General features: G+C 43.3%; 21 protein-coding genes. 8 read left to right on the top strand and 13 right to left on the bottom strand.

Annotated elements, in window-relative coordinates; genetic code table 11:
• Positions 1-26: 26 nt before the first annotated feature.
• From U5O15_00870 to U5O15_00855, 4 genes are all read right to left on the bottom strand, one after another.
• A complete protein-coding gene (locus U5O15_00870; GenBank protein ID MDZ7859216.1) occupies positions 27-1,217 on the bottom strand; it encodes an FprA family A-type flavoprotein in 1,191 nt (396 codons plus the stop codon).
• Between the two features lie 21 nt (positions 1,218-1,238).
• Entirely contained in the window at positions 1,239-1,664 is a 426-nt protein-coding gene (locus U5O15_00865; GenBank protein ID MDZ7859215.1) for a transcriptional repressor, read from the bottom strand.
• 337 nt (positions 1,665-2,001) lie between these two features.
• Positions 2,002-3,621, bottom strand: a complete 1,620-nt coding sequence (gene hcp / locus U5O15_00860) for a hydroxylamine reductase (GenBank protein ID MDZ7859214.1) — start codon at positions 3,619-3,621, stop codon at positions 2,002-2,004.
• Positions 3,622-3,726: 105 nt separating this feature from the next.
• Positions 3,727-4,140 (bottom strand): Rrf2 family transcriptional regulator, encoded by a 414-nt coding sequence (locus tag U5O15_00855; GenBank protein MDZ7859213.1) that lies wholly within the window; start codon positions 4,138-4,140, stop codon positions 3,727-3,729.
• Between the two features lie 482 nt (positions 4,141-4,622).
• Between U5O15_00855 and U5O15_00850 the strand changes: the two genes are divergently transcribed.
• The gene (locus tag U5O15_00850; GenBank protein ID MDZ7859212.1) at positions 4,623-5,450 is read left to right on the top strand and encodes a mechanosensitive ion channel; all 828 of its coding nucleotides are present in this window, start codon (positions 4,623-4,625) and stop codon (positions 5,448-5,450) included.
• Between the two features lie 606 nt (positions 5,451-6,056).
• Here the strand turns inward: U5O15_00850 and prxU are convergent.
• From prxU to tpx, 3 genes are all read right to left on the bottom strand, one after another.
• Positions 6,057-6,782, bottom strand: a complete 726-nt coding sequence (gene prxU / locus U5O15_00845) for a thioredoxin-dependent peroxiredoxin (GenBank protein MDZ7859211.1) — start codon at positions 6,780-6,782, stop codon at positions 6,057-6,059.
• Between the two features lie 177 nt (positions 6,783-6,959).
• Entirely contained in the window at positions 6,960-7,799 is an 840-nt protein-coding gene (locus U5O15_00840) for a DUF3078 domain-containing protein (GenBank protein MDZ7859210.1), read from the bottom strand.
• Between the two features lie 101 nt (positions 7,800-7,900).
• Entirely contained in the window at positions 7,901-8,413 is a 513-nt protein-coding gene (gene tpx / locus U5O15_00835) for a thiol peroxidase (GenBank protein ID MDZ7859209.1), read from the bottom strand.
• Positions 8,414-8,701: 288 nt separating this feature from the next.
• On the opposite strand from tpx, the gene U5O15_00830 reads away from it, so the two are divergent.
• Positions 8,702-9,208, top strand: coding sequence for a ferritin family protein (locus tag U5O15_00830; GenBank protein ID MDZ7859208.1), 507 nt, complete (start codon positions 8,702-8,704; stop codon positions 9,206-9,208).
• A 59-nt stretch (positions 9,209-9,267) separates the two neighbouring features.
• Positions 9,268-9,720 (top strand): ferritin family protein, encoded by a 453-nt coding sequence (locus U5O15_00825; GenBank protein MDZ7859207.1) that lies wholly within the window; start codon positions 9,268-9,270, stop codon positions 9,718-9,720.
• Between the two features lie 141 nt (positions 9,721-9,861).
• Here U5O15_00825 and U5O15_00820 read toward each other — a convergent pair whose 3' ends face one another.
• The 5 genes from U5O15_00820 to U5O15_00800 form a co-directional block, all read right to left on the bottom strand.
• Positions 9,862-11,136 carry a DUF5723 family protein gene (locus U5O15_00820; protein ID MDZ7859206.1) on the bottom strand — a complete coding sequence of 425 codons (1,275 nt, stop codon included), beginning with the start codon at positions 11,134-11,136 and terminating at the stop codon, positions 9,862-9,864.
• Between the two features lie 6 nt (positions 11,137-11,142).
• Positions 11,143-13,230, bottom strand: a complete 2,088-nt coding sequence (locus U5O15_00815; GenBank protein ID MDZ7859205.1) for a hypothetical protein — start codon at positions 13,228-13,230, stop codon at positions 11,143-11,145.
• Positions 13,231-13,570: 340 nt separating this feature from the next.
• Positions 13,571-16,009, bottom strand: coding sequence for a butyrate kinase (locus tag U5O15_00810; GenBank protein ID MDZ7859204.1), 2,439 nt, complete (start codon positions 16,007-16,009; stop codon positions 13,571-13,573).
• An 18-nt stretch (positions 16,010-16,027) separates the two neighbouring features.
• Positions 16,028-17,170: an acetoin utilization protein AcuC gene (locus U5O15_00805; GenBank protein MDZ7859203.1), complete on the bottom strand. Its 1,143-nt coding sequence runs from the start codon at positions 17,168-17,170 to the stop codon at positions 16,028-16,030.
• 114 nt (positions 17,171-17,284) lie between these two features.
• A complete protein-coding gene (locus tag U5O15_00800) occupies positions 17,285-19,153 on the bottom strand; it encodes a GNAT family N-acetyltransferase (GenBank protein MDZ7859202.1) in 1,869 nt (622 codons plus the stop codon).
• Between the two features lie 485 nt (positions 19,154-19,638).
• On the opposite strand from U5O15_00800, the gene U5O15_00795 reads away from it, so the two are divergent.
• The gene (locus U5O15_00795) at positions 19,639-20,901 is read left to right on the top strand and encodes an oligosaccharide flippase family protein (protein ID MDZ7859201.1); all 1,263 of its coding nucleotides are present in this window, start codon (positions 19,639-19,641) and stop codon (positions 20,899-20,901) included.
• Positions 20,898-21,884, top strand: a complete 987-nt coding sequence (locus U5O15_00790) for a sulfotransferase domain-containing protein (GenBank protein ID MDZ7859200.1) — start codon at positions 20,898-20,900, stop codon at positions 21,882-21,884. Before U5O15_00795 ends, U5O15_00790 begins: the two co-directional genes overlap by 4 nt.
• A gap of 32 nt (positions 21,885-21,916) precedes the next feature.
• Here the strand turns inward: U5O15_00790 and U5O15_00785 are convergent, their stop codons facing one another.
• Complete coding sequence (locus U5O15_00785; protein MDZ7859199.1) at positions 21,917-22,630, bottom strand: class I SAM-dependent methyltransferase; 714 nt, start codon at positions 22,628-22,630, stop codon at positions 21,917-21,919.
• Positions 22,631-22,892: 262 nt separating this feature from the next.
• Between U5O15_00785 and U5O15_00780 the strand changes: the two genes are divergently transcribed.
• The 3 genes from U5O15_00780 to U5O15_00770 are packed head-to-tail and all read left to right on the top strand — an operon-like array spanning position 22,893 to position 26,266.
• The gene (locus tag U5O15_00780; GenBank protein MDZ7859198.1) at positions 22,893-23,879 is read left to right on the top strand and encodes a glycosyltransferase; all 987 of its coding nucleotides are present in this window, start codon (positions 22,893-22,895) and stop codon (positions 23,877-23,879) included.
• Positions 23,880-23,891: 12 nt separating this feature from the next.
• Positions 23,892-24,770, top strand: a complete 879-nt coding sequence (locus U5O15_00775) for a glycosyltransferase (protein ID MDZ7859197.1) — start codon at positions 23,892-23,894, stop codon at positions 24,768-24,770.
• Positions 24,767-26,266: an oligosaccharide flippase family protein gene (locus U5O15_00770; protein ID MDZ7859196.1), complete on the top strand. Its 1,500-nt coding sequence runs from the start codon at positions 24,767-24,769 to the stop codon at positions 26,264-26,266. The genes U5O15_00775 and U5O15_00770 overlap by 4 nt, the downstream gene beginning before the upstream one ends.
• Positions 26,267-26,292: the final 26 nt, after the last annotated feature.

The following is a 26,292-nucleotide window of genomic DNA, read 5'->3' as shown; positions in this document are numbered from 1 at the left end:
CTTTCCTGTATAATTTATAGGGAAGATCATCGGCTCCCCTGCTTACTGAGAGTTACAAATTCGCTTCCGGCTTTTTTAACTTCCTCCAGCTTTTCAGCATCCGGAATATAATTTATATTTATTTTATCTAAGGGTAATTCCCATTTGAGCTTCTTTAAGACCTCTTCTATTTCTCCGGCAGCCTGACCTCCCCAGCCGTAAGAACCAAACGCGAGGCCGGTCTTCTCCGCCGGTCTCAGTCCCTTGAGATACGTAAGAAACTCACCTACAGAGGGGAGCATTCCGTTATTCAGAGTAGGTGAACCTATCATAATGAAACGGGACCGGAGAACTTCCGTCATAATATCAGAGATATTGTGGTGCTTCAAACTCCTTAAAGTCGCATCAACACCCTCCTCTTCCATACCTTCCGAGAGAGCGTAAGCGATTTTTTCAGTCGAACCCCACATCGTATCGTAAACGATCAACCCCTTTTTAGATGATGATTCGGAGTTCGACCATTTTTTGTATTCATCGAGAATACGGTCAACTCCCTTACGCCAGATAATCCCGTGGCTCGGCGCTATCATCTCTATATCTAAGCCGGAAAGGGCTTCCAGAGCTTTTTTAACCTGCGCCGAGTAAGGCATCACAATGTTAGCGTAGTACTTCGCCGCTTCCTCCATCGCTATACCCAACTCTATTTCATCATCGAATCTCTCAGAGGAAGCTATGTGCTGTCCGAACGCGTCGTTTGATAACAGAATCTTATCTTCAGGTATATATGTAACCATGTTATCGGGCCAGTGAACCATAGGTGTATGAGTAAAGCTTAGGGTTCTCTCTCCGATATCAAGGCTTTCACCGGACTCTACAACCGTAAGGTCAATATCGCTGCCGTAATGTTTACGCAGACCCTTCTCACCCCTCGTCGAAGTTATCACCTTTGCCTCGGGAGCGATATTAAGGACAGCGGGGATAGAGCCGCTGTGATCCATCTCAACATGATTCGAAACAATATAATCGATATCTGCCGGATCAACTATCTCCCCTACCCGCGTTAGCATTTCATCAAAGAGATAATGTTTCACGGTGTCAACGAGCACTATTTTCCTGTCGACTATAAGATAGGCGTTATATGTGGAACCCCGCTGAGTCAGGTAACCGTGAAAATTCTTCAATTTCCAGTCTATCCCGCCTACCCAGTAAATACCTTTTTTGAGTTCTGTTCTCTTCAATTTCCGCCTCCGAAATATCTGTTAAGTATTCTTGTCAATGCAGTCCCTGCAGATCCCGTAAATATACAGCTGGATATCTTCAACTTTATGCCCTAGAGAGTCCACTGTATCGAGTATAGTAGATTCATCGTATGAGTCAACGTCAATATCTATTACAGTGTCGCATTTTCTGCAGTGGAAATGATGATGCAAAACAGTTGATGGGTCGAAACAGGCCTCGCCCCGCTTTCTTATGGACAGTTCTTTTATGACTCCCAGGTCGCTTAGAAGTTCAAGCACGGAATATACTGTAGCTTTTGATATTGTCGGGTACAGTGATTTTACGTTAGTGTATATTTCATCCACGGTCGGGTGGGATTCATTCCCCTCAAGAAATTCTATAATAGCCAGTCTCTGCGGTGTGAGAGAGACACACTCTTTTTCAAGAAAACTCTTTATCTTACCCATTGAACACCTGCTTTTAAACCATTCTAAATTTGTAATGATTATAATTATATATTAATTCAATGTCAAGGTTATTCTCCGGAATTACTTAAAATAATATTTATTAAACTCGTAAACTATTTTGATAGTAAATAATTACGCTTTAGCATAGCCGGCGGCAATTCAGGGAAGATCAAATTCCCGATACATTGGATCCATCTAAAATCAGTTCACCTTCAGGTTTCCGAGTAAGATCTTCCCTTCGTGTTATTAGCGGAACATCACCTGATAAATAGAAAAATATAAGATGATAACTCAACTTTCCCGTACAGAGCAGGAATTACCATAAATCAGATTACTGCTACTTGCCGGCCATCATAGCCTCAATATCCTCTTTTACTTCCCCGACGGGCTTAATATCAAATTTATCCACCAGTACCTGTAATACATTTTGTGATAAAAAGGCGGGGAGAGTAGGACCTAAGCGTATACCTTTTACTCCCAGAGACAGCAGAGCCAGAAGTACAGTCACAGCTTTCTGCTCATACCACGCGATATCAAATGATATCGGCAGTTCATTTATGTCGTCGAGCCCAAATACCTCCTTTAATTTCAAAGCTATGACAGCCAGAGAGTAACTGTCATTGCACTGACCGGCATCGAGGACTCTGGGGATTCCGCCGATATCGCCGAGGTCGAGCTTGTTATATCTGTATTTGGCGCACCCCGCGGTGAGAATAACAGTATCACCGGGAAGTTCTCTGGCTACATCCGTAAAATAATTGCGGCTCGCGTGTCTTCCGTCACATCCACCCATTACAACAAATCTTTTAATAGCCCCCGACTTGACGGCGCCTACGATCTTGTCGGCAAGCTTTAGAACCTGATTATGAGCAAAACCGCCTGTAATCGTTCCTGTCTCAATCTCAACAGGCGCCTCACAATCCTTAGCCATTTCGATGATTTCTGAAAAATCCTTTTCACTTCCGGGTTTTCTGTCAAGTATATGTTTCAACCCGGGAAATCCCGCCTGGCCCGTAGTAAAAACCCTATCTTTATAAGATTCTCCGGGCGGTACCAGACAATTTGTGGTCATTAAAACGGGGCCGTTGAATTTTTCAAATTCATCTTTCTGCTTCCACCAGGATCCCCCGTAATTTCCAATGAAATGATCGTATTTCTTGAACTTCGGATAGTAGTTCGCGGGCAGCATTTCACCGTGAGTATATACATCAACTCCTGTGCCTTCAGTTTGTTTCAACAATTCTTCCATATCCTTAAGATCATGTCCGGATATAAGAATACCCGGCTTATCACTGACGCCGATATTTACTTCTGTAATTTCGGGATTGCCGTATTCGCTGGTATTGGCACTATCTAGCAGAGCCATCGTTTTGACCGCGACATCTCCGGCCTTCAATACTTCGGCAACCATTTCGCCCGTATCAAGGTTCTTTGTCGTAGATGCCAGTGCTTCTATCATAAACTCATATATAGTATCATCTTCCATGTTAAGAATCGCCGCGTGATCCGCGTATGCCGCTATCCCTTTTACTCCATACACAAGCAATTCCCTCAGAGATCTTGCATCTTCGCCGCTTGTAGAAAGGACTCCTACTTCCTTGGCTTTTTTCTCAAATCCTTCTATATCGTCGGCATACCAGACAGCTGAATCATGAAGGTCTCCCTTTATCTCATATTTTTTCTTAAGCTCATCCCTCAGTTTCAACCCTTCGGTGATAAGCCTTACGAAATCGTCGTTATTAAAATTAGCGTTGGTAATTGTCGCAAAAAGACTCCTGGAAACAAAACGCCCGGTTTCCCTGTCAACATTACCGGCAGATTCAGCCACTACGGAAATACCTTTTAAAACGTAAATTAACAGATCCTGAAGATTTGCGGTATCCTCTTTCTTTCCGCAGACCCCCCTGACGGCGCAGCCCTCCATTTTAGCTGTTTCCTGACATTGAAAACAAAACATACTCATAATCCGCCTCCTTTTTCTGATTAGTTCCCCTGCACAATTTTATAAATAATTTATATCCTTTTCGACCGGCCTTTTATTCGATCTTAATTCCACCTTTTATCACTCCAATTTGTCCGAGAAATTCGCAAGTTTCAACCTGCGTAAAGTATTATAGATTTCTTTTGAAATTCTGCTTAAGGAATCACTGAAAATGCACCTCTTAAAAATACATTTTCCCCTCCCCAGAGGACAATCACCGAGTTCTACTTTTCCTTCTATACACTCATAAATATCAAGCAGACTGATTTCGTCTGTTGGCTTATTAAGTGTGAAACCCCCGGCAGGCCCCCTGTAAGAACTTACAAATCCCGCTTTGCTTAATCTCTGCATTACCTTGGCAAGATGAGCTTCTGAAACATCAAGACGGTCCGAGATCGTTTTTAAATTTATTTTTTCGGGTTCTCGCGCCGCCATTAAAGCCAGACTGTGTAACGCCAGAAAAGCGCCTCCAGATATATCTATCAGACTATTCATTTTATCCCTTCTAAGGAGAAACTATATTTAGGTATTATGATACCTGTTTACCTCTTTGGTGTCAAGCCCAAAATATTATAATAGGACTTTTCCCAAAAATTTAACAATGAATCTACTAAATTATGGATTGAGAATCAGTTACAGGGAAAAACAACTGTAATAAGTCCATCAACGTTATTTAAGGCGGCTGATTGATATTTTCAAAACCCTCGCCGAGTGGCGAGCGGGCAAGGATTTCTGGCCCGAAGGGGCAGAAAGAGCGAACCCGAGGCGCAGAGCGTGCGATTACCTCGCCGGGGAAATCGACCACGATTTTGAAAATATCAATCAGCCGCATACTGTTACAAATCATCGACTACCTTATAGGTTATAAAAATTGGGGAAACTCCACCCTTGACTATAATTGATCAATTTAGGTAAAATGCTTTACAGTTATAAGAAAAAAGTGGGGCTTAAGCAATTTAAAAAATAAGGAGGCGGTAATGGAATCTTCGTCCGTATATCTGGAAAAGGGCGCTGAATTGTTGATGTCCTACGGGCCTAAGCTTATCCTTGCCATCATTGTGTTGATAATCGGATTATGGATTATCAGAGTATTGACCAAGCTGATGGGCAAGGTCATGGGAAAACACGAGTACGATAAGTCCCTTCAGATATTTCTGGTACGCTTCGTGTCGATAGCGCTTAAAACGATGCTCTTTATAAGCGTAATATCGATGGTGGGAGTAAAGACTACGTCATTTATCGCAATTCTGGGAGCAGCCGGACTCGCGGTAGGGTTCGCCCTTCAGGGGAGTCTTTCAAACATCGCCGGCGGTGTCATGATTCTTCTCTTCAAACCCTTCAAAGTGGGAGATGTAATCGAGACTCAGGGATATACCGGAAAGGCGGCAGAGATAAGTATTTTCCACACGATTTTAAAAACTTTCGACAACAAAACCATCATTATTCCGAACGGCGAGGTCTCCAGCGCAAGTATTACCAATTATACAAAAGAGCCTACACGCAGGATAGACATGACATTTTCAATAGGATACGATGATGATATCGGTAAAGCTAAGAATATTCTGAAGAAAATCGTTGACGAGGATGATAGAATTCTAACCGACCCCGCTCCGATGATCGTTGTTTCCGAACACGGAGACAGCTCGGTTAACTTCTTTGTGCGCCCCTGGTGTAATACGGAGAACTACTGGAATATCTATTTCGACATGCATGAAAAAGTAAAACTCGCTTTCGATGAATCTGGAATCAGCATACCATATCCCCAGCAGGACGTTCATATTTACAATGAAAAGCAGCAGGGCTGAAACCTGAACATCGAGATAAGCTGAATCGTTTTATAGACAAAAATTTACTTCCGCTCTTCTCCACTCTGCTCGACCGGAGAAATCCTCTAGCGGCAGAGGGGAGCGTACGCGCTCATTATAAAGGAAATTATTACACCCTCTCGCAGATATTCCGGAATCCGGTTCTCTTCACTTGGAGTTCCCTCTGAAAATTCGGCAAGTATTGTAATAACATTGCGAGATACAATCAGTTATCAGGATTGGTAAGTGGAATAGGGCTTTCATTGCTGATGAGTGCGGCTGATTGATATTTTCAAAACCCTCGCCGAGTGGCGAGCGGGCAAGGATTTCTGGCCCGAAGGGGCAGAAAGAGCGAGACCGAGGCGCAGAGCGTACAATTCCCTCGCCGGGGGAATTGACCACGATTTTGAAAATATCAATCAGCCGCATACTGTTACAAATCATCGACTGCCTTATAGGTTATAAAAATTGGGGAAACTCCGGTTCTCTTCACCGCTTGACAACTCAGACATAGCAATACTCCTCTAGTAAGCACTATTTAAAAATTTTAATATAAGGAATCGGTGCCGCCTTAAAAGGCGGCACCGGAGTATTGGATCTTACTGATTAGTCCCTGGCCATATCTGTCTTCCACACCTTCCACACATTACCCACAAGATCGGGCCCCGGCTCAAGAATCTTCTTACCGGGCATCCATCCTGAAGGGGTCGCCTTTCCGCCTTTGCTTTCCCTTACGAGCTGAAACGCCTGGATCTGTCTTAAAGTTTCATTAACATTCCTTCCCACGGGAGGCGTCAGTACTTCATACCCCTGAATAATTCCGTCGGGATCAATTATAAATCTTCCCCTCGTCTCAACCCCTCCTCCTTCATCATATATTCCGTAAATACTTCCCACTTTACCTCCGGCGTCGGAGAGCATCGGATACGGAATGCCCCCATCTACCATTTTGGAAAGTTCGTTGTCATTCCACATCTTGTGAACAAAAACGCTGTCAACACTCATAGACAGCACTTCAACACCAAGCTTCTGTAATTCTTTAAACCTGTCGGCAACTGCCGAGACTTCGGTCGCTCAAACGAAAGTAAAATCGCCGGGATAAAAGCACAGAAGAACCCACTTACCCAAATATTCCGACAATTTCACATTTACAAACTTTCCCTTATAATATGCGGGAGCAGTAAAATCGGGCGCTTTTTGTCCTACCTTTATCATATCAGCCTCCTTCGAATACTCTTTAAATTCATCTTTCACTTCTTCGCGAGGAGCATCCCCCTCGTCAACAGGGCCGCCAGTGGGCCTGGCACAACCCGCTTTAAACTCTTCAGGCATACATTCCCCCTTTCAAATCATATAATAATTACCCGTTCAACCTGTCAAAACCTGCTAAATTGATTATAATCCTCCTCGGATTATTTCATCAACACTTATTCGCGAACTATCCAAAAAGAATGACACAATCTCCAAGCAGTTATCCCCCTTATCTAATCTCTTCGGCCCTGTTATCTTTTATATAAGTTTGTATGTCAGCCCCAGAGACAGTGACTGCTTAAACCTGCCGCCGAGATCGATCTGCTTGTCATAGAGAAGCTGGAAGTATAAATTAACCATAAGATACTTCGTTATACCCGCAGTGAGTATAGTCTCCCACTTAACATCGGAACATTTCCAGTAGTCGTTTGGCGCTTCATCCTCATTTGAGTAAACAAGGGCTTTAAAAACAGTCAGCTTGCTTTCAACCGAAATCTGATCGTCGGCTATCTTTGTTTTGAATTCAGAATCAAAAGTGAGACCGCCATCCTTCTCCGTCGTATTTCCCTTGTCGAGATACTGACGCGCGCCGGCGCCAACCCTCGCCATCCATTCAGTTTTTTCATCTTTTACCAAAACTTTGGAAACACCGGCGCTCTCGGTAAATGTCACGGGGTTTACATAAAGGTTCTCCCGAGGATCTCTGGCATCCAGAAACTGAGTCTCTATCCTGCCGCTGACGAAAGGTTCAACCCAGCTTTCAAGCGTAAAGCGCAAGAGAGTTTCAAAATCTATAATATCGTTCGAAACAACAGGTTTTCTCCACTGGTTATTTTCAACTTCCTGGCTGTGTGTCTGTCCGAAAAATAGCTTGAGGGTGTTTCTCGTGTTAACCTTCGGGTGAAGCTGCTTCTCTGCAAGCGAGTTAGAAGAAAAAAGCCAGCTTAGCGCTCCCGCTTCGCCGCCGACCCAGTTGTCGCTGTATGAGTTCTCGGTGAAGGTAAGGTTAGCATCTGCGGAGAGATTCCAGGGTTCAGCGGACTGGCCGGCGGCAGCGATAAGCAGGAAAGAGGCAAATAAAACAAACCATTTCGGCATATTTTCTCCTTTCCTTAATAACAAAGTTAGAAAATCAGACCCCTCGAATAATTTCCTTAATTAAATATATGTATTTGCCGACAGTTAAATTAACCGGTTTCTTAACTTTGAATCTTCTTCAGCGCCCCTAAGGCCTTTTCATAATCCGGCAGTTCGTGGTTTTCTTTGACTATCTCAATGTATCGAATAACATTCAGCGAGTCTATTATTATAACCGCCCTGTTGAGGAGCCTAAACTCCTTGATAAGAAGTCCGTAATTAGTTCCGAAAGAAGCTTCTCTATGGTCTGAGAGGGTTATGACCCTGTCAACTCCTGCCGCTCCGCACCACCTTCCCTGCGCGAAAGGAAGATCCATACTTATTGTCAAAACCACAACTTCGTCGGATAAATCCGATGCCAATTCATTAAACCGTCTGGTCTGTGTATCGCAGACCTTTGTATCAAGAGAAGGAACAACACTGATCAACTTTATTTTTCCCTCATAATCCTTCAGCGATTTCTGCTTTAGGCTATTATCAAGAACGGTAAAGTCAGGGGCGCTCGAGGCAACTTTAAGCTCCGGACCAATAAGTGTTACGGGATTCCCGCCCATTTTAGTGATTTGCCTTTCCATAACAATCTCCTTTTTATTGGGGTAACCGAGCTGCGCTTAATATTAAGTATATTACACCTTAAATAATATTTTACTCAAGCAATAATATTTCTGGGGTTTCCCGATTTTTATTACCCATCAGGAGATTAATTAATTCGTAAAGTTTGCGGCTGATTGATATTTTTAGACTTGCGCGAAATGTATTTTGTGTTAAAATTGCCATGGTTTAAGGAATCAGAGAAATTAAAAAAAAGATGCTCAAGCTCTCCCGGCAGTGAGGTGAAGTTTTTTTAATGAAAGGTAGGCGGTATGAACGAAAAAAGGGATTATACGACACTGGAGATTTTCAGTATTGCCATTAAATCGGAGATAGAAGCGGCGAAACTGTATAATGAAATGAAGAAAATTACCAAAAACTCGACCCTCAAAGATAAATTCGATTTTCTGATGTCTCAGGAGAACAAGCACGAGGAGATCCTCAAAGAGGCCTACGAAAAAATGTTTCCGGATGTAGAACTGAAAAGCCCGTCTAATTCTCCCGTACCCCTTGTCGATGATATTATGTCCGAATCGCCCTCTCTGAAAGACCTCCTCAAAGTAGCTATGGATGCCGAAAAAATGGCTGGAGGTTATTATAACGACCTCGCGAAGAGGACGAATAACCCCAACAGCAAATCTCTTCTCTTATATATGGCAAAAATGGAGCACAGTCATCTCGCGCTTCTCGAGGTGGAGTACGAACAACTGGAGAGGGGCGCGGATATCGATTCGGACGATTTTCTCAGGGGAGAACGTCTGATGAATATGGGGCCCTGAATCTATAAACAGAGAAAAAAATCTTATTCGTTTTTTCAAAATAACAGAAAGGATAGATTATGGGGTTTGGAAGCGTTGAGGAGATTCTTGATTTCGCGATAAAATCCGAGGAAAGAGCCAGTGATTTCTATACCCATCTGGCTGGCAAGGTGAAAAGGGAAAGCATGAAAAGAGCGTTCCTGGAATTCGCAGAAGAGGAAAAGGGACACAAAGAAAAACTGCTGAAGATCAAAAAGGGCGAAATGCTTGCCCCTGTCAGCAAAAAAGTGATGGACCTTAAGATAGCTGAATATACAGAGGATATAGAACCAAACAAGGACCTCGATTACTCGCAGGCTCTTATAATCGCCATGAAATCGGAGAAGGCGTCCTACAGAATGTACCGGGAACTGGCAGAGGCGGCTGACAACCCCGAATTGAAGAAACTTCTGATGGGCCTGGCGCAGGAAGAGGCAAAACACAAGCTCAGGTTCGAAATCGAATATGACGAGCACGTCCTTAGTGAGAATTAGCGAGGACCCCATTCCCGGGGCCGGCTTACAGTTTAATAAGCGGGAGATTACATTTTACAATTACCAAAGTTTCATTATTCTATCTTTTTGCCCGGTGTGAAAAGATGGATAAGAAGACGTTCTTTAAGAGCTCTGATTCGATTAAAATCTCAAATTGCTGGTCACGGCAAGGTCAACACTTTTAGCGCTCCTGAACCAGTTAAAAGTGTGATTCAGATATCCAATATCAAGCCGCCAGTATTTAATATTAATCCCCAACCCCATACCAACGGCAAATGTTTCCCTTCCGCCGAACGCGAAAGCCGCTCTTAGAGGAAGATAAGAAAGGCGTGAATATTCAGCGCCCACGGAAACACGCGGCTTAATTGTATTGCCCATTGAATGATCCAACCCCTGCCGCCAAGCGGCTGTCAGAACCAGATTATCACGCGCGTTGAAAGAAGCGGCCATATTCAAAGTGCGCGGCAGAGATGTTGAAAAATTACCCGTGGAGTAAGTAGTGTCGGTATCTGTGATTTCGGTATCGCCGCTGTCGCCTATTCTCAAAGTGTCGGATTGAAATTCATAAACGCTTATTTCATTATCTTTATCCCATCCAATGCCGCCTATAAGGTTGTTGAAATGGAGTGAAACCGTCCAGTTCTTTCTGATTTTCGCGAGAAACCCCATGTCTGCCGCGAAACCCCTGCCTCCCATGCTGGTTCTATAACTCATTTCTCCATCGGCGTATATATACTCATCAGTTGTCTGAAGACCCCCGTCCGCGTCAATCAAACCTCCGTAAGCCAATCCTAAAATATATTTCAGATTAACTCCCGCAGATAAGAATCGTGACTCACCTTCTTTTTCTTCTATAATTTTTCTCCCGTAACCAAAGTCAAAGGCCACGCCTCCCCATCCCTCTCCGTCAAGATCGTCAAAACGTAAATTCTTAATCCCGCTATTGCCGTAAAAAGGAAATTCAACGGCTTCCTTCGGTATGATCACATGACCGTTTCCCGTTCCTGTTACTCCAAAGCCGAATGAATGGAAGCAGAATGAAAGAGCCCTTACTCCGACCAATCCATCAAGTCTCAGACCGCTCTCCGGCAGATCTTCGAGTAGATTATCTATGTCTTTGTTTGTGAGTGTGTCTCCGGAAGTGAAGTAATCATCATACTCCTTTAGCGAGAAACTGTTATTGCTCATCTTTAATCTCGATGAGAACAGCAGGAATTCAAAGCCGAAATCCTTAGGCGCGGCAAGTGTCGCCGGATTGCCTCCGAGATACTCGAGACCTTCTGCCGTTGCGATATTACTGCCTCCCAGAGCCAGAGTCCGGGCATCTATCATATCCTGCGCTTCAACTTGAAACACCGGAAGAACCAGCATAACAAGAACCAGAAAAATGATAACCAACCTGTTTGTATTTTTCATATTAGTTTATTCCTCGTCATCGTGAATCAGGAATTCAAACTCTACTTCTCCTGATAATCTAATAAAATCACTTCCGCGAACAATCACTCGTCCCTGAGTATTTTCCAGACTAAGTTGAAATCCCGTCCTTACCGGGGGATCTTTAAAAACTGAAAGTTCGTTACTGTTTAAGGAGAAAACAACATCTGAAACAACGGGGTTCTCCACAAAGCCATTTACAGGATTAGCCGTAGCGGCGTCAAAAACAATCGGCTTGGTAAACCCGAGACTATCGACGGAATAATTTGTCGTATCATAAAATTCCTCTTCGGTTGCAGATATATCACGGCTTACGAAGAAACGTACCGTGCCGCCTAAGAAACTGCGGTTCTCAATACACGCTTTTAACACAGCGGACTGAATTTCATCCCCCGCGGCATCTCTAAAGGTTTCTCCGATATCATCTATAGAGAGAGTGTCGGAATCAAATTCAACGGGATCCGGATCGACTATCTCAATTTCAAAGGGGGTGGAAAATGAATAATCACCGCTGATCTGGTCTCCAACGCTCACCGATGAATATCCTGAATAGACAAGTTCACCCGAGTAGATAATATCTGTCGGATAAATATTCAGAAGATCAACAACCGACTGATCGGAAATGGAAAATGTATTATCACCAATCTCTAAGGGCCTGTTTATTACCACACTGGCTGAATCGGTTATACCCTCATCAATTTCATTATGATACCCCGTTATCCTGAGATTAAGGTCGAGGTTCTCTATATTCAAATCGTTGTAAAATCTTATCCGCAGCAAAGCCTGCTGGAAATTAAAACTTCCGGAAATATCCTGGTAGTCGGCTACGTCATTCTCTTCAAACGGCCCGATTTCAAATAAATCCTCCGAAAGATCCCCTTCCAGACTGGAGAATTTAAACTGATCGGTGTGGACCGAGACAGACACATTGTCAGTATCTCTTAAATGCACAAAGCCGCTGCTTTCTTCGGTTACAATTTCAAATTCAATTTTCAGCGAATCGAGAGGAATTCCCGGGGATTCAGAATTTAATATCCTGTACCCGCTGAGGTTCTCAGCTGACGAATCTGTTCCATCAGGACCAAGAACAAAGCTTTTGCTGTAAGATGTATTCTCCGGCGTTTCCAGATCGGGCAGGGTCATATCCAGATCGGCGCCAAGGGGAACTTGATTGATAAAATCGAAACTCATTGCCCCGGAGGATATATTCCCTTCAATAATCCGGTCCCCCTCACCTATGGCCAGACTATATTCTCTTGTTACAATCTGTGAAGGTACTTTTCCAATTATCTCTTTAACATCCAAATCCAGAAGAGTTACTTCCAGCCGGCAACTTGAACTATCCAGGATATCCTGTGTTAGATAAAATGTTGTGTCCCTGGAGACGGGAATAGAATATTCAAGCCATAACGGGGCGCGAATCCAGGAATCACCCGGAGTTATCAACTCTTCAACACAAGCTACGCCTCCCGGCTCGATGTCATCTTCTAAATTTACCGCAGAAACAAACGTGCCCGTGGAATCTGAAACCTGTATCCCCATACCATCCGGAGAATAACTGTTAGGGCCTATTGTAAAAGGCATATCGTTATAAACACATATTCTTATATTGCAATGATTGATAACAGCTGAACTGAAGTCATCCGACCCTGCCATTATCGGATCGGAAGTGACAGTGGTTTCCGGAACCGTGACAGTCTGTCCGACATATGAAGAAAAAGTGGGCAGTATATCCGCCATCTCGATTAAATCAGCAGATTGAGTTCCTATAGAATCAAGCGATATCGCTTCAATCATAACTGAAATAGAGGTATCTCTTCCCGTTAGCGTTAGATCATCTTCTGTTACGCTTTCGGATTTAAATTCTTTGTCAATATTGATAAAGAGAGTATCTCCGATATTAACTATAGTGCTGCCGTCTGCGATTTCATCCTGAAAAAGCAGTGTGTCTTTGGAAAGAGGTACTGTAACGGGAACTACCCAGCTCGGAAGAACAGGCTCTTCCAGACTGCAGCCCAGCGTCAACCCGCAGATCAATACGAATAAAAAGAGTGGTTTGATTTTTTCCTTAAACATTCAGTAATCTCCAAGCGATGAAATTATAAATCAGGCGTGCTTATTTGAAAAGCAATTTATCGGCAGACCTGCTGCGTCGCATGACAATTTAGAATCATTTTTACGCAAGAATCGTGCAACTATAACAGCCCTAATGTCTTTTAGGTACATTCACTTATTATTTCTTTACAGACAATAACCTGTTTATTTGCTGTTTGCCGAAATATGGGAGATAGAATGCCGCGGATTCAGCCTATTTTCTCAATTTGAACTCAATAAATCGTGCTTATAGAGAGAGCGGAACGGCTAATTAGTTTTCGACAGAAATTTGTATACGTTACCTATCTTAACCAATCTCCGGTTACTTCTTTGCAATATCCCCCTGTTTCATAGCCAAGATTGAGGCAAGGCATATTGAGGCAAGTTTTGAACGCGCGGAATCACCTCTGGAGGTTAATACTATCGGGATACCGCCGCCTATTATAACACCGGCAAGATAGGCGCCTGATGAAACTGTGAGAGATTTATAGACAACATTTCCCGCTTCAATATCCGGCATAATAAGGATGTCAGCGTTGCCCATGATCCTGCCGCGGTAGTTTTTTTCCCGGGCGCTATGGGGATCCATGGCAATATCCAATGAAAGAGGCCCCTCTACAATACAGTCCTCTCTGCCGGAATACTCCTTCGCGAGTTCTCCGGCAAGCATAGATGATTCAACACTCGGGTTCATCGTCTCGACGGCGGATATAATGGCAACACGCGGATTTATCACATTGAGCTGTTTTGCCACATAAACTGCGTTCTCTAGTATTTTCTTCTTGATCTTTCGGTTGGGATTAGGAATGAGAGCCGCGTCTGATACGAAGAGAAGCTTCGGATAGTTCGGGATCTGAAAAACACCTACATGACTGTATATGCTGTTCTTTCTCATTCTGCCGCTTTCTTTGAGATACTTTAGGGTTCCTTTCATGATATCCGCTGTCTTAATTCCGCCTTTCATGAGGAAATCAACTTCACCTGAATCGAGTAGTAATACGGCCTTTTCCACCGGCTCATCTGAATCTATAATCGTGTAATTGTCGCCGTCTACTTTGATGTCATACTGCCAGGCGAGTTTGTTGATCTCGTAATAATCACCGACAAGAAGGAATTTCGCTATCGGATAACGGCCGTCCTCATTCGCCTGTTTAGCCGCGGCGACGGCATCTTCGTTCTCCGCCCCAACGATCGCAATTACCGGCGCTCTCTTCTTGGCAACAATCGACCTCGCCATATATATCACTTCATCCAAGCTGGTCACAGGTTCATCTTCTTTCTTGCGCAGTTGCGGATCGGAGAATATCTCTGTGGTCAGGAGAATATTCTCCCTTTTCCTTTTTTCCTTAAGCCGTTTCCTTTCTCCAACATAATCCTTTACAGCCGAAGGGTTAAATCTCGCCCTCAGATGACCCGCTACAAGGGATTCGTGTTCTATGGACCCGCGGATTATTCCAACCGGGAAATAGGGAAAAAGTCTGTCTTTAATCTTCCCGGTGAATTCATGGCTTTTAGAAAGTCCTCCGGTTAATATCACCATCGCAATTCTCTTTTTGACCGCCGCCAGTTTCATCACCGCTCCCGCGACATTCCCGGCCATAAAATCAATTACCATCTCTATCTTTTCACGCTGAGCGCTTATGGCTCCCGATTCCTTGAAATGCAGAAGGGCCCGAAAATCATTTGTTCCGGTTAAATCAAGCATTCCTCCGGCTCCGAAGAGATACTTCCTGAGTTCCTGAAGGCTCATTTTCCCCTCATCGATCGAACGGAGCATTACATCCAGGGGTATATTACCGCACCGGTTGGCGCTTGGTATTCCCGAGAAGGCGTTGACCAAATCAACTATTTTCCCCTCTTCGTGCCTCACTATAGATATGCCGCCGCCGACATGAGCGCCGATAGTGGAAACTTCATCTTCAGGTATACCCAGAATTGATGTTGCCAATCTGTGTACGGCTCTTTGATTGAGGTAATGAGCCCCCCTGCCGTCCCTGAGCAATTTCTGAATGCCCGTAAGTCTTGACGCGACATCCATCTCGTCTGAAGCCACTGGATCAGTCATAGTTACAATCAGATTTTCCGGATCACCAAAATCCTCTCTCAGCTTCATTCCGATTTGAATACCCATATTAGACGCGTGATCAATAATAGGATTCTGTACATCTCTAACCATTTCAGAGCAAACATGATAAGTACCAGTGGATACTCCATTTACAAAGCCCCCGCGGCAGGCAATTCCCTGAAGATCACCTTTTCCGACGCCGTATTTTTCCAGCCATTTTTCAATCATCTCAGCCCGGGTTTCAACACTGTCATCGTACTCGGGCGGCAGGTGAACTTCCTCTTCCAGTGTTAATTTCAGTCCGTCGTAAATAGCCACTTTCGTTGAGGTAGACCCCGGATTGATACACAAAACCTTCTCACTTCGGGCTTCTTCAGGCAGAGAACCCTTTCCGAACAATCTGGAGATGATAATCTCAGTGCCGCGCTTTGAGACTTTCACGGAATGTATAAACTGCGAAAAAAGATTTCCCCAGGCTTCTTCCCAATTGCTTTCAAGCTTAACGGGTCTGGAGATCCGGACGATATTCTCTAAGAATTCAAGGTATTCATCTTCTGTGTCGAACTTGCTGTAATGAACAGCATCAATCCCCCTGACAAGCTCTATTTCAATATCTTCAGCACTTCCGGCTTCTCTTAAAGCGCCCAACAGCGCGCTGATCTTTGCTTCAACTATCTTTATATTCTTTTCAAACAACTGCTCTCAACTCCCGGGTTAAAGAAACGGTTGTATATTTTTATTATAATTAGAAATCAGTTTTTCAGCACCTTCAATAAGATCTTCCTTCGCGGGCCCTGAAACATAGGACCGCATATCTCTTAAATCAGAACCCTGTATTGAGCTGTCACCCATCAGAACTCCTCCAATCGCTCCTCCATATCCGCTGTTCTGCTTGAGCCCCGAGAGTTCACTCCATAACAGAGTCCATCCGTTTACAACATCCTTCATATTATACCCTCCGCCTCCCAGAGCAACTATATTAGGAAATTTTTTATGTAAAAGCTTAATCGATTCAATATAACCGTTGTTGGTCATTTTCAGATGAGTCAGCGGATCGGTCGCCGAAGCATCTGTTCCAAACTGTCCAACTATAACATCCGGATTAAACCTCTTTACGGAATCCATCACTATGTTATCAAAAAGAAGGGTAAACACTTCATCATCCGTGTCAAGTTCCAACGGAATATTAATATTGAACCCCCTGCCCCTGCCCCTGCCAATCTCTTTCTCAAAGCCTCCCCAGGGGAAAAGAGTTTTTCCCGATTCATGAGCGGAAACAGTAAGAACCTCGGGATCGTCGTAAAAAGCTTCCTGCACACCGTCTCCGTGATGCGCGTCGATGTCCACGTAAGCGACCCTCCTGCCGAGAGTCTTCAATTTTTTGATCGCGATCACAGCGTCATTAACATAACAAAAACCTCCGGCGCGGTCCGAATGAGCGTGATGAAAACCGCCGCAGGGATTAAACGCGCTCTCAAATCCACCTGCCACCTTTTCTACCGCTTCAATAGTAGCCGCGACTGACAGAAGACAAAATTGGAATAACCCGGTGAAAATCGGGTTTTCCATAGTCCCCACCCCATGATAAATCATATCTATGTCAACTTCCCCGCCCCTTCCCGCTCTCTCTAGAATATCGATATACTCTGAAGTATGGAAACTTTCCAAATCCTCTCTTTTTCCCTCATCTATTTTTATAACAGCCACAGAAGGGTCAGAAAGAAGTCCTCTTCCTTTACACATTTCATATACCTTTTCAACCCTGGCGGGCTTAAAGGGGTGCTCGGGGCTGAATTTAAATTCAGAAAGTCCGGGGGCGTAAATAAAAGCCGCTTTCCCTTTTGTCTTATTATTCACTTTTTCAACCCCCGCGCTTTAAATCCGCCGATTAGCCGGGAATAAACAGAGCCCTGTTTCAACCGGACTATTTAGCTATAAAAGAAAAGCACTCGTTAAAAACTCTTTCCTCTGTTATTTTCCTTTTTCTTCCGAGAAATCTATTACTACAAAATAGCTTCCGTCTTCTAATTTAGTCTTGGCCGGAAAGCCGCAATTATGAAACAGGGAAAGCATCTTCCTGTTCTCCGCCATAACATCCGCTTTAAATCCCTTTATTCTCTTCTCTCTGGCTATCTCTATCAGCTTACTCATTAAATGAGAACCTATTCCCCTTCTCTGCCAATCGTCCCGTACGACAAAGGCAACCTCCGCCATATTATCCGAAGGATCGACCTTAAACCTTCCTATCCCGATCATCTCTTCAAGTTCAGTCTCGCCCACCAGAGCCACCAGTGACATTTCTTCGCGGTAATCAATATTCACCATGGGCTGAAGCCTCTCGTGAGGCATCGCTTTTACGACATTGAAAAACCTGTAATATATGGATGTATCGCTCAGTGAATAAAAGAATTCTCTCTGCAGGGATTCATCAGTAGGTTTTACGGGTCTGAAGAAGACTTCAGTATCACCGAACACCGCGGTATGTTCATATTTATCCGGATAATATTTGCCTGCGATTGAAAGAGGCATCTGATCCATGTGAACAATACTTCTTTTCTTAGCGTAATTGATCAGATCATCGCGGAAATCGGGATGCGCTATACTCGTAAGCGCCAGAGCCCGTTCCCTGAGGTTTTTCCCGTGTAGATTAACAACTCCAAATTCAGTAGCCACGTAATGTACATCTCCGCGGGAAGTTACGACCCCCGCGCCTTCGTCCAGAGTAGAGACAATTCTCGAAACAGTGCCGCCCTTAGCAGTTGAAGGCATCACAATTACAGGTTTACCGCCGGATGACCTTGCCGCTCCTCTAACAAAATCAACCTGCCCGCCGATCCCCGAATAAAAATAATCTCCAATCGAATCAGCGCAGACCTGGCCGGTAATATCGATCTGTATAGCGGCATTTAACGAAACCATCCTGTTATTTTTAGCTACTACGAAAGGGTCGTTCGTATAATCACACGGATGAAATTCAATAAGCGGATTATCATCCACAAAATCGTACAGGCGCTGGCTGCCCATGCAGAATGTGGCTATTATCTTTCCGTTGTGAAGAGATTTCTTTTTATTGTTGATGATTCCTTTCTCGACGAGATCAATAATACCGTCGGAAAACATTTCCGTGTGGACTCCGAGATCTTCTTTGTCATCTAAAAACCCGAGAACAGCGTTCGGGATCATGCCTATACCCGCCTGGATAGTAGCCCCGTTTTCAATTAATCTCGCTACATTACGGCCTATCTTCACTGCAACCTCATCCGGTTCCGGAGCTCTTAATGTGGGAAGGGGCAGGTCGCTCTCCACTACATAATCTATATCGTTTAGATGGATAAAACAGTCTCCGAGCGTTCTCGGCATTTTCGCGTTCACTTCCGCTACGACTATATCCGCGCTCTCAGCTCCCGCCTTCTCGACATCCACCGAAACTCCGAGTGAACAAAAACCGTAACTATCAGGGGTGGCGACCTGAATAAAGGCTACATCTATTTTCATCTGTCCGGAGGAGATAAGTTCGGGGAGTTCTGAGAGAAATATTGGAGTATATTCAGCTCTTCCTTCGTTTACCGCGTCCCTGACATTCTGGCCGATGAAAAAAGCGTTCTTTTTAAATGGTTTACTCATAACAGATTCGGCGTATATGGAGGTTCCGAGTTCGATTAAGTTTATCGTCTCGTGATCCTGAATATATTCGCCCTTCTCAATCAGCATACCAATAAGCTTTTGAGGCTCAGCGGCTCCGGAACCTATAAATATTCTGCTGCCGGGATTTACTATCTTAAGGATATCATCGGTAGAACGTTTTTTGTTCTCGTACATCTTCGTAAACCGGGAGCTCATAATACAACCTCCATCTAGAATACTGACGATTCAGATTAAAGAACAAACTGAAAACACCGGCATTAAAACTGCTTTTGGATCAGTCAATTCGCGAGCAAAGTAAAAACACCGCGACACCGTATATGATGATTAAAAATCGCGCGAATCGCAAGCGTTTGTATCAGATTTGCAGAATCTTTTCTTTAGATTTAGAAAAGAAGGAAACAAATATCCGGTTTATTCAATAAATAGAACTATATTAAAAATTCCAGCGCGGCGCAGGGTTATCATGTGTATAATTTCCAAATATGATATAGTATACTTCAATTGAAAAAAAGAATCACTTAAGTTAATATATTATAATCGCGCGGTTGTGGGCGTAGAATGGGTCTTTTCCAACGTTGATTCTTTTGTTACCCTGTATAATCAAAAAGAATTCTGTCCGCTTGGGGATACGGACTGAAAATTATAATTTCAGGTAAATCAAACCCGACTGAGATAATTGAATGTTAGTTAAGAAATATAACAAGCACCGGGAGACAATTCACAACTTTATCTGGCGGTCTCTTCAGATAGGAGCCAAGCAGGGATCGACTTTTCTGATATTTTTTATCTCCGCGCGTTATCTGGACCCTGAAAATCTCGGGTTATTTACCTATCTGATAGCCATATCCAGTTTGTTAATTATAGTCTGTGATTTCGGCTTCACTCCTTCTACTTCGAAGTTTGTCGCCCAGCATAAGGCAAAAGGATCAAAATCACTAAACAGGATCTTATTCTCCATAACTGTTGTTATAACGGGAATAGCGACATTTGTTTCTTTATTTATCATATTCGCCGGAAAATATATCTTCGAGGAGTATTCTCTGCTCCTCTACTTTATTCCGTATTTCTTTTTCCTGCCGTTATCCTCCGTAGCAGACGGTGCTTACAGAGGACTGAAAGATTTCAAAAAACTATCAATTATCAGCCTCTCCGCGGCAGGTCTGGCCCTTCCCGTTTCCTTCTTTCTGATTAGAAACTACGGCCTAGTTGGTTCTATAGTTTCCCAGAACCTCCTGTTCTTTATACTTACGGCGGGGCTGTTTATTTTTAGAGACGACATCGAATTTAAGATCGATAAGGAAGTTACAAAAAATATTGTAGGGTACGCCCTGGTAATAGGATTGGCAAATGTGGCCTTTTTTCTATACACAAAAGTGGATATCCTAATCCTGAAGCAGTTCGGTTTTGTCGCGGAAATAGGTTATTATGAAATCATCAATAAGGTTTTCACACTTATACTGATTTCTTCATTGATTTTAGGACAAGTAGTAGCGCCGAATATAACTGTAATATTTTCCAGGAACAAAATAGGCAAACTCCTGAATAAATTTAAGAAATACCTCATATTCAGCCTTCTTGCCGGTTTTTTCATTGCCTTTCTGGTTTATTTCGCTTTTCCCTATTTTATAAGAGCTTTTCTGAAAGACTACGCTACAGACGAAATCATAACTATTTTCTATTTACTGCTGATACTCCTGCCAATTAAATTCGCCGGAAGATTTATGGTGAAGGGGCTGGTCGTTCCATCCGGACAGGCGAAAATAGTTACCATAAACACTTTTATTTTCGGAGTCGCGAATGTAATCCTGGACTATTTATTTATAGATATATTCGGTTTTGTCGGAGTGTTTTATTCAACTATAATTGTGGGAATATTAAGTTTTTCTTTAAATATGTATTTGTACTATAATAGATTGATAAAGATCAGGGGTGAAGGAAAATGAAAGCAAAGATACGGAAAATTTTTATTCATATCGGCTATCCGAAAACCGCCACCACAACTCTGCAAAAATTCCTCTTTCCCAAACACCCGGAAATGTTTGACATAAGGGATTATGAAAATGAAGAAAAATGGATATATGATCTATTATACTTAAATGAAATTTCATTCAGAAAGAAGATAGATTATCACAAAAGAGGTTTGAAGGATAAAATAGACAGCACCGACAGAGATACTATTATATATTCGAATGAATCGATACTCAGTAACAGCCTCTTCTTCGCTGAAAAACCGCGGCCTCTAGTCAGATACCTGGACCCCTCGAGTACGGCCAGGAAAGCGCACATGCTGTTTTCCGAACTTACTCCGGAGCCGAAAATTATAATAGTCATAAGAAACCAGTTGGATTTAATAAAATCTATCTACGCGCAAATGTACAATTATTGTTTCAAGAATTATAAACAGACGCGTAATTTTAGGATTTACACGGATAATCTGATACGAGACGGAGCTCGCAGTTTCACCTTGTCGGCGCTTTCCTATTATGACGTAATTAAGGAATATGAAAAAATCTTCGGCGTTAATAATGTTTATATTCTCGTTTACGAAGAACTTAAAAACAGCCCGGCTCATTTTTTTCAGAAACTTGAAAGTATCATGGGGCTGAGCCGAGAAACGGCCTATAATTATATTAATTCTAAGAATGAAAACAAAAAAAGCTGCATGGGCAAGTACAGAACAGATTCGCGCAGTCTGTTGTTCCATCTGGGCAGATTAAAGAAAAGATTCTTCGGTGATATTAATATCCCCTTCGCTGATAATCTGGGAATTTTAAACAATATAGAAATTCCTGGCAAAACACTAAATTCAATAAAATACAGAGATGAGGATTTTGAGAAATTAATGAAGTTCTTCGATGAAAACAACCGGCTTCTCGCTGAAGAATACGCGCTGAACCTTGAAAAATACGGATATTTCAAAAGATAAGCCAGTCAATAAATTACACGTTGAAGAAACATCTATTCTTTCTCGGCCGAAAGCATCAAACTTCCTAAAAATTTTACTTTAGTAAACCCGCGTTTAGCGAGTTCCTCTCGCATCTCCCTTTTTGTGTAGATATGAAGGTGATATGGATTTTTTGCTTCTTCCTTTTCGGCGTCCCCGGCGCTGGAAGGAAAATATGAGGACATAATCAGCTTCCCCCCGGAGACCAGATTGCCGCTTATCTGACTCAGGTATCTTAGTCCTTCCTTCCAGGCCAGATGTTCGATTATTTCATAACTCAGTATCACATCGAATTTTCTTCTCAGCAGATCGATTTCGAGAATTGATAATTTGCGGAAATTTAATTTTGAATCGTCCCATGTTCCGCGCGCGAAACTAAGAGCTTTCTCGTTTATGTCAATAGAGATAAGTTCTCGCGGCAGCTCGCATATCAGATAGCTCCCCCAGCCCAGTCCACAGCCCGAGTCTAACACTGTTTTGTTCTTTATACTCCGCAGAGAAAAGAAATACCGTCCTAACATATATCTGTGCCATCCGTTTGCGCAAGTCTTATGAAACCCCGGCATACCCTGCTCCTCACACGTATCCGGTTTAATTCCGCGAGACCTTCTGTCAAACCGCATGATATGCTCTATCTTCTCGGAGAATCGATTCCTGTAGAAGAAATAATGTCCCTTTATATAAATGAAATATAACCTGTTCAGCAGTTTTTCTCTAAATGAATCCATAATCGCCAAATCCCTCTTATTCTCTTTTGCCTCGCCGGATTGATAATAATAACATCCGTAATATCGTTTCGGCAAGATTTTGTCAATGAATTCGGGAGGCCAGCTTTACTAAAGCAATCCAGCCTCAAAAGAAAGGGGCCGCTTGACACCTTTTTCTTTTGACCTTTTCTGTCACCTCTTCTATTCTTATTCTGATTTTGCGGGTTCAAAAGAGAAAGCAGAGTCTCTTGCCTTCCCGCGCTGATTCTGAATAGGAATAATTATGACGCCGAAAGTTTCAATAATAATGTCAGTTAAAGAGAACGAGCCGTTTCTCGAAGATTCGATAAAGAGCATACTGGCGCAAACATACAGGAATTTTGAATTCATAATCGTAAATGACGGGGGCGGCCCGGCTGTAGACAGTGTCGTTAATTCCACCTGTGACCGGAGAATATCCCTCATTTCACGCTCACGTAAAGGTCTTACAAGATCACTTAACGAAGCGATAGAAAACTCGAGCGGTGAGTATATCGCAAGAATAGACGCCGGAGATTATTCTCTGCCGCGCAGAATAGAATTGCAGGCAGAGCTGATGGAAGATAATTCAAAGATAGGATTGGCGGGGACCTCTTACAGCGAAATAACAAGTACGGGCAGGAAGATCACAGAGACAATATTGCCGGCGGATCCCGTACAATTAAAAAAATCGCTTCTATACCAGAACCAATTCTGCCACGGTTCCGTGATGTTCAGAAGAAAGAGTATCGATGATGTTGGGTGGTACCGCCCCGAGTTTGTCAAAGCTCAGGATTACGATCTCTGGCTCCGAATTGCCGGCCGTTATGAAATAACTAATATTCAGGAAATTCTCTATATCCGCAGGATTGATATTAACAGCATTTCTATAGCTTTGAGGCAGGAACAGAACTATTATGCCGAAATTGCCCGTAAGTGCTCTATAGCAAGAAATCAAGGGGAAAAAGAACCTCTCCAATTACTACAACAGAGGAAGAACGCCGCGGGCGTTTCAGAAAGAAACCTGGATAGAGAAAAGGCCTTTTATTATAATTTCCACCTCGGCCGAATACTATTCTTTGAAAGGAAACTGAAACTTGCAAGAAAGCATTTTATCAAGTCCTTCCGGTTTAAGCCTTACAAGCTTTTCGCGGCCGGTTTTATAATCGCCAGCTTTCTCCCGGCGTCTCTTATTGATAAAATCGACCCTCTATGGCAGGTAATTAAAAGAAAATGTAAATTGAGAATTTAAAGTCTGGTTGTTATGGAATTTGAAATAAGTGTTATTATACCAACAGTAGATAGAAGCAGTATTACTCTCGAGACACTTCGAAGTTTTGAAAATCAGACATCAGACGATTTTGAATTGATTGTCATAGATCAAACTTCAGGGGGCAGTACTCCGCTAAGTGACTTTTCCACCCGAAAATATCACTACAGGTATATAGCTATCAAAAGAAAGGGGCTTCCAAATGCCAGGAATGTCGGAGCCGAAGCTGCCGGCGGCGAGATACTGCTCTTTGTTGATGATGACGTAATACCCTCTCCGGAATTAATTGCCGATTATATCAATGAGTTCAAACGGCACGGAGAAGAGATCTGGGTTGTCGGAGGAAAGATATACGAAGCCGGTTCAAAGATCCTGAATGAAAGGAAGAACATATCCGGAGGTTATATCACATTTTACGGCAAAACTCTCAAAAACTTCTATTCCGACAGCTATTCAGAATGCCAGTGGGCGGCGGGCGGAAATTTCGGCGTCAGAAGGGATAAATTCTTCGAAGCAGGCGGATTTGATACAAACTATATCGGTAACGCTATCATGGAAGACGGTGATTTCGGCTTCAGCGTTAGAAAACAGGGCGGAAGGGTTCTCTATTCTCCGAAACCTGAAATAGAACATCTCAGGGCTTCATCCGGAGGAACCCGCCGAAGCGCTCCGGCCGAAGGAATGTACTACCGGGCGCATAATACCGTCTATTTTTTCCGTAAATTCAACAGATCTCTTCTCCTTCCGGTTGTATTTCTGTACTTAAACGGAGTCGCGTTAAAGGATTTACTAAACCGCCGGCACGGATTCAAAGCCTTCTATTACACGTGGTCGGGATTTCTTAAAGGCTTAACGACAGAACTTGCCCTATGAATACAGCTCAGAAGATAGCTAAAGAATCCACTATTACCTTTTCCGGTCTTGTTTACGGAAACATAAACCGTTTTCTTTACACAGCTCTGCTTGCCCGCTGGGTAGGAACGGAATACCTCGGGATATATTCCATCGCGAATTCAATTATCCTGATCGCGGAAGTGCTGGCTAAAATGGGACTGGAAGTCGGTGTAATGCGTTTCGTGAGCCGCTTGAATCCCGAGCTCGACAGAGATCAAATAAAAAGATTGATAAGCTCAGCATTGAAAGCAACAGCAGTATTCTCTTCAATCATAATGATTCTATTGATTCTGAGTTCGGGGTGGCTGGTAAAAAATGTCTTTAAAGAAAGACCTCTGCTGCAATACGCGATAATTGTTTTTTCTGTCGCGCTTCCCCTTAACGCGGTAACAAATGTGAGCGCATTCGCGACTCAGGGTTTAAAATTCCTGAAATACAAGATACTCACCACCCAATTCGTTAAGCCCACAATCCTTTTCGCGATGATGGCAATGAGCTACTTTCTCCTGTCAAAAAGAATGACTATCATTCTTCCCTTCGCCGTTACTGGAGGGGCGGGGTGTATCTTGATGCTGATTATGCTGAAGAGACTTACCGGCATAGAAATAGGCAAGATCTTATCCGCCCCGATAGATAAAGAATTACTCAGATTCTCCTACCCTCTTATGTTTGTTGTAATACTTCAGACTCTCATGCACTGGATGGATATCTTGATGCTCGGATACTTCACCGATTCAGTCACTGTGGGATTATACCACCCGGCGGTAAGAACAGCGGGGTTATTACAGGCGCTCTTGCTCTCCATTGCAAGTATCTATTCACCTCTTCTTTCTCAAATGCACTCCAAAAGTGAAACGGGAAAAATGTCCGATCTCTACAGGCTTGTAAGCCGCTGGCTGTTTACATTCGCGACTCCTTTTGCCCTGGTTATGCTGCTGCTTCCCACAAAAATCATGTTATTGTTCGGCCCCGATTACATCTCAGGCGCCCTTGTTCTGGTTATACTGACCGCCGCCACTTTCTCGCAAGCTGTGCTCGGATCAGCCGGCCCCATTCTGTCTATGTCCGGATACGTAAAACTGTCTTTGTGGAATTCTCTGGGAGCTTTCCTGCTTAATGTCGCACTTAATATCATACTTATACCGCGTTTTGGTATCTTCGGCGCTGCCTGGGCAACGATGATATCCCTCGTTGTCAGCGGACTGGCAAGAGTTATTGAAGTACGGATAATTCTCAAACTCACTTTCCTAAACAAAGGTTTTATTAAACCTGTCCTGGCGGGGTTTATTTCAGCCGCGGCGCTGTGGATAATAAAACCTTTCATTATGCCATTTCACACACTGGTCACACTTACGCTCGCGGGATCGATATCTCTCTCCCTTTTTGCTCTCACCCTGTGGTTGTTGAAACTCGAGCCCGAAGACAGAGACTTCCTGAAAGGTCTGCATATTCTGGGGAAGGGTATCAGAAGATAGAATATATAGGAGATTTTCGAAAACAG

Source organism: Candidatus Krumholzibacteriota bacterium (assembly GCA_034520215.1).
Taxonomy (GTDB): Bacteria; Krumholzibacteriota; Krumholzibacteriia; order Krumholzibacteriales; family WJIX01; genus JAGHBT01.
The sequence above is the reverse complement of the archived record's forward strand: the minus strand, read 5'-3'. Positions and strand labels throughout refer to the sequence as shown.